This is a genomic window from Rothia sp. ND6WE1A (genome assembly GCF_001683935.1).
Taxonomy (GTDB): Bacteria; Actinomycetota; Actinomycetes; order Actinomycetales; family Micrococcaceae; genus Rothia; species Rothia amarae.
Genome location: NZ_LXTU01000036.1, coordinates 1 through 894, shown reverse-complemented (window position 1 = coordinate 894; position 894 = coordinate 1). Strand labels below are relative to the sequence as shown.

1 protein-coding gene and 1 pseudogene are annotated in these 894 nt (G+C 49.6%); one reads left to right on the top strand and one right to left on the bottom strand.

What is annotated here, in order from left to right; translation table 11 throughout:
• Window positions 1-573, top strand: a 573-nt coding sequence (locus tag A7E48_RS04335) for a transposase (RefSeq protein WP_141669374.1), incomplete at its 5' end; no start/stop codon positions are given.
• 19 nt (window positions 574-592) lie between these two features.
• Here A7E48_RS04335 and A7E48_RS11565 read toward each other — a convergent pair.
• Window positions 593-754 (bottom strand): annotated as a pseudogene (locus A7E48_RS11565) (YiaA/YiaB family inner membrane protein); the annotation flags it as partial.
• Between the last annotated feature and the right edge of the window lie 140 nt (window positions 755-894).

The window sequence follows — 894 nt, the reverse complement described above, 5'->3', positions numbered from 1 at the left end:
CCTCGGCTTGCACCGAAGCTTACGGAAGAAATCTTCCAAGCTCTTGATGAGCAAACAGTCATCGTTGCTGGAACAGCAAGTGCTTCTCAGATTATTTCTTCCTTAGCTGCCCAGCTTGAGCTGATTCTGGCACAGCGTAGTGAAGCAGAGCAGCAGATACTGGATTTGGTGGAAGCTCATCCTTTATCAGCAGTTATTCGTTCGATGCCTGGGGTGGGTGTGCGCACCAGTGCCAGGATTCTAACTGAGGTGGTGGGTAAGGATTTTAAGGATGCTTCTCATCTGGCGTCTTATGCTGGGATTGCGCCAGTGGATAGAAAATCGGGTACCTCGATTAAGGGTTCCCACGCCTCACGGCGTGGGAACAAAGCACTTAAGCGAGTGCTTTTCTTATCTGCTTTTGCTTCGTTGAAGGCTGATCAGGCTTCGCGTGCTTATTACGATCGCAAGTGTGCGGAGGGTAAGCGGCATAATCAGGCGGTGATGGCGTTGGCTCGTAAGCGGTTGAATGTTTTGTTTGCGATGTTGCGGGATGGGTGTTTTTATGAGTCTCGTGTGTCGGTGGGGGCTTGACGAAAACTATAGAAGCACCCCCCACAATAAGGACGGACGTAATGAAGTAGTAGCCCTTCACCATCAGCGGTTCTTTCAAGGTCCACAGTCCGATAATCATCATGGTGATAGCGATGGCGAGCTGCAGCCAAGCAAACACGAGATAGCCGTAAGCGCCATTGTTTTCTTCATTAGGGTTCATGTTTTACCTTTTCAGGTGTCAATACGAGTGTATTGCCGGTTTCCCGAACTAATACTGGCGAGAGTCGTTTCATATATTGAGGCTTATTCAAAAGTCCTCCCAGCCGCATAAAACACCAACCCCCGAACCACCGCAAACAC